The organism is Bathymodiolus platifrons methanotrophic gill symbiont (assembly GCF_002189065.1).
Taxonomy (GTDB): domain Bacteria; phylum Pseudomonadota; class Gammaproteobacteria; order Methylococcales; family Methylomonadaceae; genus Methyloprofundus.
Map to the genome: position 1 here is coordinate 25,953 of NZ_BDMN01000129.1, position 7,926 is coordinate 33,878.

A 7,926-nucleotide genomic window follows, 5' to 3' on the forward strand; every position below is an offset into this window, starting at 1 on the left:
TTGAAACTATGCTACAACTATATGAAAAAAATAGTCTTTTCATTCGTTTCAAATGCTATTGCCTAAGGGGAATTAAGTAGGGGTTTGCTATAAACATGGCAAAACCACCTAAAATAAACCTCGATACACCAGCATTGTGTATTTCAGCTACTCAATAATTGGGAAACTTCAGTTTGTAAATATCCTGTATTATTTCAATCACCGAAACATATCCCTTTATGTATAAATTTTTGGAGCCAGTATGCGCATTGCATTACTCATAATTTTGTCTTTTTGCTTTAGCCCAGCCCAGGCAGTTTTTAATATCAAACAAGTTGCTCAGGGAATTTATGTTCATCAAGGGCTTATAGAATTACCTGATGTACATAATCACGATGCCATAGCCAATATTGGCTTTATTGTTGGTAAGAGCTGTGTTGCTGTGATTGATAGTGGTGGCTCTCCAGAACAAGGGCGTTTATTAAAGAAAACAGTTGAAAAAATCACCTCGGTTCCTATTTGCTATGTGATTAATACTCATGTTCATTCTGACCATATTTTTGGCAATAGGGCATTTAATAACATCAACAATATTAAATATATTGGCCATGAAAAATTAAGCAGGGCTATGTCGGCAAGAGGGCCCTTTTATATTGCATGCTCTGAAGAACAGGTAGCTGTTAAATTAACAGAAAAGGATATTATTCCTCCGACTATTGCGGTTAAAAATAACTATAAATTAGATTTAGGAGGGCGAGTGTTAATTTTAAAGGCCCACCCAACCGCACATACCGATAATGATTTATCAGTATTTGATAAAAAAACCAATACTATGTGGTTATCAGATCTGTTATTTATCGGGCATCTACCTGTTTTAGATGGTAGCTTGCAAGGCTGGTTACAGGAAATTAGGAAGTTAGAAAAACGCCAGTTTGATGTTGTGATTCCAGGACATGGCCCAATAGTCAGAGACTGACCTGAAAGCATGCAGCCACAAAAACAATACCTACAGGAACTGCAGACGGCTATTCGAGCTCAGGTTAAACAAGGAGTCTATATGGAAGATGCTATTAAAAATGTTGGTTTTTCAGCTACTGAAGTTTCCCAATTATTGAGTAGCTGAAATACACAATGCTGGTGTATCGAGGTTTATTTTAGGTGGTTTTGCCATGTTTATAGCAAACCCCTACTTAATTCCCCTTAGGCAATAGCATTTGAAACGAATGAAAAGACTATTTTTTTCATATAGTTGTAGCATAGTTTCAATTTTACCATAAATAATTATTGGGAAACTTCAGTTCAGCTAAAGACCAGCGGGGAGTCGCTATTTTTGCGAAAGCTTGTTTTGGGCATCCCAGCCCAAGCAAGCGGCAAAAACTTAACGCGACCGCTAATGCCTTCGGCGCCCCAGACGTCCTGCGTACGTGCCACTTCGCCACTACCATCGTAAACTCGGTGCTGGCTTCGTAACACTCCCTCAAATGACTGGACGGCGTTTCGGAATGCCTTTTATTTTGTCTCCACCTACGCTAGCGCTACGATTCCGACAAAACAACGGCCCTACGCCTTCTGGGGACTACCAGCCCTCGCGTTCGCTCTCCATGGCTGGCAGCGGTCGCTGAAAATCCTGGAAACGGAGCTTAAGCGAAGTGAAGATTTTTAGTCCGTGATAGCGATAGGGCCGGGTGTTTTCTCGAAGCGTCTTTTTGCGTAGAGAAAATACAAGGCATTCCGACATCGCGTCAAGCCATTTGAGGTAACTAAATAAAAACCCCTCTAGGGTTTTTATAAGTGGACGCAGGGCGAATCAGGGCATCGCAGATTTTAATCAGTCCCGTTAAGCTTTTGCCGCGAACTTGGGCTTGGACGCCCAAAATGAGCTTTCGCAAAAGTAGGGACTCCCCGAGGCAATTATTTAATGATTTTCATAAGAAAAATATTAGCAGCGCTTATGCTGAAATAGAGTGGGAAGACTAACTTTTATCATATGAGTTTACGCTATCAAATAAATCTGAGAATCTTTTTTTCTGCCATTGGGATTTTGTTACTCGGTGGGTCAATAACTATCTGGCAGGCCCGAAATGCCGTTAATGATGAAGTCGCTTCTTCGATTAAATTAGCCGTACAGCTGATTGAATTTAGTTATAAAAACAATAGCTCCTTAAACTTAAATGGTGGAGTGTGGCTTACACAGCTTAATTCACTAAATGCCATTCGGCACTTAAATATCCAATTAAAAAAACCTTCAGGGCAGGTTGTTAGTCTGGTAAAGCATAACTATCAGGAAGGACAACAGGAATTGCCTCCCCGCTGGTTTATCAACCTGGTGGGTAGTTCCTATCCGCAAACTGAATATCCTTTTGTTAGCGCGGATAGTACTCAGTTAATATTAACTATTCAGGCTAACCCTTTAGATGAAATAATTGAAGTCTGGCAAGAGTCAATAGTATTTTTTATCTCTCTTGTCTTACTGACCTTGCTGGCATTTATTGCCGTTAATCTGGCATTTAATCAGTCGTTTAAATCAATCGAACAAATTGTTGCCGGGCTAAGAGCAATAGAAAAGGGAAATTATCAGCAAAAATTACCTATATTCAAGGTCCACGAGTATGACAGTATTGCCAAAGCGATTAATCATATGACCCATAAATTAAGCGACATTCAACAGGAAAACAGTGCTTTAACTAAAAATTCTCTGGCTATTCAGGAACAGGAACGGCAACGTCTTGCGCAGGAACTGCATGATGAATTAGGACAATCTCTGACAGCGATTAAGGTTATGGCAGTAGCAGCGCGACACCCAACATCAGATGTCCAGCAAATTACTCAATCCATAGGTGAAATTTGTGATCATTTAATAGAGGTTGTGCGTAGCATGATGTATCAATTGCACCCATTGATATTAACTGAGCTGGGTTTACAAGCGGCAATAGATGATATGCTGAAGCACTGGAAAGACAGAAACCCGGGACTAAGTTTATCAGCTAAATGTACAGATGAGGTGGACACTCTGCAACAGCCAGTCTCGATTCATTTATTCAGAGTAATTCAGGAATGTTTGACTAATATTGTACGTCACGCTGATGCACAACATGTTGAAATAAATCTATATATTAAACAAAACAAAGTTTATTTATCTGTAAAAGATGATGGTAAGGGTTGTGATATGGATAAAATCAAATCGGGATTTGGTTTGCGTGGTATGCAGGAGAGAATTAAAACCCTGGAAGGTGAACTGATAGTTAGTTCAAGCCTGCAGCAGGGTATGACCATAACAGCGATTATTCCACAATAATGAAAATAAGAGTGATTCTGGTAGATGACCATGCAGTAGTACGCGCTGGGTTTAAAATGTTGCTAGCTACTGATGCTCAAATAGAAGTAATTGCTGAAGCAGAGCGTGGCGAGCAAGCAATTAAACTCTACCAAGATCAGCAGCCCGATATCATGGTAATGGATATTTCTATGCCAGGCATTGGTGGTCTTGAGGCAATACGTCGTATATGTGCTCGTGATAATCAGGCTAAAATCCTGGTATTCAGTGTGCATAATGAACAGGTATATATCAATCAAGCGATTAAAGCCGGTGCTAAAGGTTTTATTAGTAAAAATAGTGCTGCCGATATTTTAATTGATGCTATACAGCATATTGTCAAAGATGGGCGTTATATAGAAGAGGGCTTGATGCCCGCAATGCCATCTGATTATCAACAGACGATTGATACACTTTCACCTAGGGAATTTGATATTTTTTTATTGCTAGCCAAAGGCCGTACAGCACATAAAATTTCTGAGGAGTTGTGTCTGGGCTATAAGACTGTGGCTAATTACAGTACCCAGATAAAGAAAAAATTAAATGTCACAACAGTTGCAGAGCTAGCTCATATTGCGCTATTGTACGGCGTAGTAAATCACTAAATGCTTATATAGGCGTTTTTATGACAGGACAAAAGAACTATTTACTTTTGCTGATACTTTTTGCATTACCCAGTTTATCGTATGCTGCAAAAGATGAAACTATCTGGAAACAGGTATTAAAGCCAGAATACTTTGCCGGGAAGACGGTTCAGCAAGGTGATAATATTATTCAGCTAACAACCCCTGTACGGGCTGAAGACCCAGCTCTGGTGCCAATCAAAGTAACGGCTAACTTAATCCAGACGAAAGATACTTATATTAAGCGGATTGTATTGTTGATCGATAAAACCCCAGTGCCTTTAATTGGTGAATTTGAATTTACTCCAGGAGTGGTAAGGCCGATATTGCTATGCGTGTTCGAGTAAATACCTATAGTTATATTCGAGCAATTGCTGAAATGAACAATGGTGATTTGTTTATGGTTAAAAAGTGTGTCAAAGCTAGTGGTGGCTGCTCAGCACCAATTGGTGCCGATTATGATGCGGCAATGCAACGCCTGGGAAAAATGAAATTTAGACTGGATAATAAAATACAAGATGGCAAGCCAACGATGGCGCAGTTATTAATTAGTCATCCCAACATAACTGGTATGCAAATGGATCAGGTGACCCGTTTTAAAAGAAGGGCACACTTTATCAAGCAAATAAAAGTCTCCTTTAATGGCAAGCCTATTTTGACAGCTAAAACAGATATTGCTATTAGTACTGATCCAAATTTCCGGTTTTATTTTGTTCCCACTGCAAAAGGGGAGTTAAAAGCTGAATTTACTGATACTTCCTGTGAAAGTCCGGTTAGCCGAAGTGTTTGTCAGCCCGGTAAAACGTACACTAAATCCTATACAGTCACTCCTTAAAAGTCTAAGTTAATGTAGAGCGGACTTTAGTCCGCTTTATAAAAAAACTTTCCTCAACCTCCGTGAAAATTGGAGTATAGTGAAAAGCGTAATTTAAACTTTATTCTCCGCTCGGCCATGTTTCGTTTTTTATTAAATAAAGTTACCGCAACAACGCTTAGTAAATTTAGGCTGTAAAATATCGAAAAGGTGGTTGTACGAAGTATATATATATTGGAGCTAAGCTATGAACATTAATAAATTGATAATGGTTTTTATCCTTACTGTATTTAGTAGTAATTTATTAGCATACGGAAGTAGCAGCAGTAGTAAAAAGGCTTGTACAAAACCTAAATTCACACAATTCACACCCCCTCATTTAGCCGTTGTCGCAGTTCAATCGGAGTTTTCATTCCAGGCTTCAATGCTGACTAATCCTGATACTATCAAAGTCAGTGTAAAAAAAATCCCAGTTGAAGTCACCATCAATAAAGAAAACAATGCCTATTCAGTTTCAGGAAAACTCCCGGAATCTCTAACGGGTACTTATGCCAGAATTAAAATTGATGCGAATGGTACAAATAATTGTAAGGGGAGTGATGGTTGGCTTTTGAATATTGAAGGTTAATTTATTTGTTCTTTCTCGATTCTTCTATGAAGCGACTTTCAAAAGCGTTCTGGGCGGTTTTCGGTTTTAACTATATTCTATAGTTAGCTGAGTATTTTTGCGCGGTTTGGCATTAATTTACTTCTCTGCTTTTGCTTCAATGTCAGTTTAAATAGAAGGATTGAAAAGCCCAAAACTTTGTGTAGCCCGTATGAAGATTGCGTAATACGGGAAAGTGAGTACGCTACTTTTCCTGTATTACGCAATCCATACAGGCTACATTAAATAAGGCTATGTCTGCATTAGCTGTTGGTAAGACTTAAAGGCCAATGATTACTGGCATTTAACTATTACTATGACTCACGTAAAAACAATGACTTAGGTGGTCGCCAACACTTAATGAGTACATAGCCTTAAATAACGTTCGCTACCGTTACTCTAGTTAATTCTTTTTAGTTCTGAGTTGATAATTCCCTTTATTGATACCTGTAAAATAGTGATCCAGTAACGGATGATTAAGCACTGAAATATCATCACTTATTTCAAGGTTACGTTCGGCAACATAGGTCTGATGATTTGAGTTATCAACTAACACATGGTACCAGGGCTGATCTTTTGGAGGGTGACTTCGGGCTACTTGATCGTACCATTGTTCACTTCCCAGAAATTTGTAATCGACATCAATAACTACACCACGATAGTTGAATAACTGGTGCTGTATTATTTTCCCAATGGAAAACTTGGCTTCATTCATTATTCACGCTCCAGCGTTGATTACTGCTAATGATTATAAGCATATAAATATTGGCAAGAATTATATTTTGATTTTATCCAGGTAATTATTGATTCTAACTTCAGAGCACCAGACCTCTACCTTTACATAAATCCCCCCAGTTAAGTATTAAATTACATTAAAATCAACGAATAACAAACTTTTTGCCCATGAAATTCAAGTAACTCTTTTCATATCCCTCTGATTTTGTAATGATACCCTTTTTACATTATTCGTAGACTAACCGAGACTACACTTGCCGGAAAAAACTAATGGCTCAGCGACAACTTCCTATGTTTCCAGAGGGTTCGACAGAAGTAACCCATGATTTAGCTTATTTGTAATTTCATAAACCTTTTGGATTACAGTAATTTGAGCGCGGAATAAATCTTTAGTTACTTTGTTATTTAAGCGAATGCCATTGTAGATGTAGTAGGCGTCGATGTCTCTCAACATGCTGTAGAAACTATAAATCAAGGTAAGATTCATATCGTTGAGCCAGACCTGGATATGCTGGTGCAAAGTGCTGTTACGACGGGAAAATTAAGAGCAACCCTAGAGCCGGAAGCGGCTGATGTGTTTATGATTGCTGTGCCCACACCTTTTACTGATGGCTTTAAACCTGATGTTTCTTATATAGAAGCCGCAGTTAAAAAAATTGCTCCAGTACTTGTAAAAGGTAATTTACTGATTCTGGAGTCGACTTCCCCAGTTGGTACAACAGAAAAAATTTCTCAATGGGTAAGTGAAATAAGACCTGATTTAAGCTTTCCTCACCAATCTGGTGAGCAGGCTGATATTCAAATTGCACATTGTCCAGAACGTGTATTACCAGGCTATGTGATTCAAGAGCTGGTATCAAATGACCGGGTAATTGGGGGCTTAACTCCTTATTGTGCGGAGCAGGCAAAATTGTTATACCAGTTATTTGTTAAAGCAGAATGTATTATTATTGATGCACGCACTGCAGAAATGGCTAAATTAACTGAAAATTCTTTTAGAGATGTCAATATAGCTTTTGCCAATGAATTGTCTATTATTTGCGATAAACTCAATATCAATGTCTGGGAATTAATCAAATTAGCTAACCGTCACCCCAGAGTTAATATTTTAAAACCTGGTCCGGGAGTCGGGGGGGCACTGTATTGCAGTTGCCCCCTGGTTTATAGTTGATTCTGCACCTGATGAGGCAAGACTGATACGAGCGGCTAGAGAAGTGAATGATGCAAAGCCTGAATTTGTACTCAATAAGGTTCGACACGTTGCTGAAGAGTTTAAACACCCTAAAATAGCCTTGTTGGACGAAGCCGCTATCGCGGAGAAAAACAGCTTCACCCCTAAATTTATAGTGTAACCTCATTGCCTGTTATATGCATAACAGGTTAATTTGTAAGCTCATTTAACTAGCAAAAATGAGGTTACCCTGTTATGACACCATCGATAGAGCTTCAATTCAACCATTATTATACCCAGCACTGTAAGCATTTAAAGCTTCAAGGCCTGCAACCCAAAACCATTGATGCCTATTCGCGTGCTATTCGTCGTATCGGCGAGCATTTTCAGGGACATCTGGATAACTTATCGCAAGAGCAACTGGTGGATTATTTTTATGATCTTTTAAACCGTCTTTCCTGGAGTGCGGTGAAATTAGATCTCTATGGGCTAAAGTTTTTCTATACGCATGTACTCCATAAATCATGGGTTGATGTGCCGATGGTTAAACCACCTCGCTGTACGCGTATTCCCGATATTGTGACGGTGGCGGAAGCACCGCAGTTGTTTATGTCGACACGCGTACTGAGTTACCGGGTATTCTAC

At 39.1% G+C, this 7,926-nt stretch carries 8 protein-coding genes and 2 pseudogenes; 8 read left to right on the forward strand and 2 right to left on the reverse strand.

What is annotated here, in order from left to right; all coding sequences use genetic code 11:
* Positions 1-241: 241 nt before the first annotated feature.
* Positions 242-955, forward strand: coding sequence for a quinoprotein relay system zinc metallohydrolase 2 (locus CDZ78_RS08150; RefSeq protein ID WP_244559195.1), 714 nt, complete (start codon positions 242-244; stop codon positions 953-955).
* A 9-nt stretch (positions 956-964) separates the two neighbouring features.
* Positions 965-1,102 carry a hypothetical protein gene (locus tag CDZ78_RS23005; RefSeq protein WP_230990807.1) on the forward strand — a complete coding sequence of 46 codons (138 nt, stop codon included), beginning with the start codon at positions 965-967 and terminating at the stop codon, positions 1,100-1,102.
* A gap of 176 nt (positions 1,103-1,278) precedes the next feature.
* On the opposite strand, the gene CDZ78_RS21825 is transcribed toward CDZ78_RS23005, so the two are convergent.
* Positions 1,279-1,452, reverse strand: a complete 174-nt coding sequence (locus CDZ78_RS21825; RefSeq protein WP_167374220.1) for a hypothetical protein — start codon at positions 1,450-1,452, stop codon at positions 1,279-1,281.
* Between the two features lie 514 nt (positions 1,453-1,966).
* On the opposite strand from CDZ78_RS21825, the gene CDZ78_RS08155 reads away from it, so the two are divergent.
* From CDZ78_RS08155 to CDZ78_RS08170, 4 genes and pseudogenes are all read left to right on the forward strand, one after another.
* Positions 1,967-3,274 (forward strand): histidine kinase, encoded by a 1,308-nt coding sequence (locus CDZ78_RS08155; protein ID WP_087869562.1) that lies wholly within the window; start codon positions 1,967-1,969, stop codon positions 3,272-3,274.
* Positions 3,274-3,897 (forward strand): response regulator transcription factor, encoded by a 624-nt coding sequence (locus CDZ78_RS08160; RefSeq protein WP_087869563.1) that lies wholly within the window; start codon positions 3,274-3,276, stop codon positions 3,895-3,897. Before CDZ78_RS08155 ends, CDZ78_RS08160 begins: the two co-directional genes overlap by 1 nt.
* Positions 3,898-3,917: 20 nt before the next feature.
* Positions 3,918-4,750, forward strand: a pseudogene (locus CDZ78_RS24275) (quinoprotein dehydrogenase-associated SoxYZ-like carrier).
* 226 nt (positions 4,751-4,976) lie between these two features.
* Positions 4,977-5,357, forward strand: coding sequence for a hypothetical protein (locus CDZ78_RS08170; RefSeq protein ID WP_087869564.1), 381 nt, complete (start codon positions 4,977-4,979; stop codon positions 5,355-5,357).
* A gap of 421 nt (positions 5,358-5,778) precedes the next feature.
* Here CDZ78_RS08170 and hspQ read toward each other — a convergent pair whose 3' ends face one another.
* Entirely contained in the window at positions 5,779-6,090 is a 312-nt protein-coding gene (gene hspQ, locus CDZ78_RS08175; RefSeq protein WP_087869566.1) for a heat shock protein HspQ, read from the reverse strand.
* A 441-nt stretch (positions 6,091-6,531) separates the two neighbouring features.
* Between hspQ and wecC the strand changes: the two are divergent.
* Positions 6,532-7,429, forward strand: a pseudogene (wecC, locus tag CDZ78_RS08180) (UDP-N-acetyl-D-mannosamine dehydrogenase); the annotation flags it as partial.
* A gap of 107 nt (positions 7,430-7,536) precedes the next feature.
* The coding region (locus CDZ78_RS08185; protein ID WP_174664568.1) for a site-specific integrase at positions 7,537-7,926 on the forward strand (390 nt) is incomplete at its 3' end.

Bases quoted from the DNA above. Each gene is read 5' to 3' on its own strand.
- CDZ78_RS08160 (WP_087869563.1), top strand. From the start codon at position 3,274: ATGAAAATAAGAGTGATTCTGGTAGATGACCATGCAGTAGTACGCGCT.
- CDZ78_RS08155 (WP_087869562.1), top strand. From the start codon at position 1,967: ATGAGTTTACGCTATCAAATAAATCTGAGAATCTTTTTTTCTGCCATT.
- CDZ78_RS23005 (WP_230990807.1), top strand. From the start codon at position 965: ATGCAGCCACAAAAACAATACCTACAGGAACTGCAGACGGCTATTCGA.
- CDZ78_RS08150 (WP_244559195.1), top strand. From the start codon at position 242: ATGCGCATTGCATTACTCATAATTTTGTCTTTTTGCTTTAGCCCAGCC.
- hspQ (WP_087869566.1), bottom strand. From the start codon at position 6,090: ATGAATGAAGCCAAGTTTTCCATTGGGAAAATAATACAGCACCAGTTA.
- CDZ78_RS08170 (WP_087869564.1), top strand. From the start codon at position 4,977: ATGAACATTAATAAATTGATAATGGTTTTTATCCTTACTGTATTTAGT.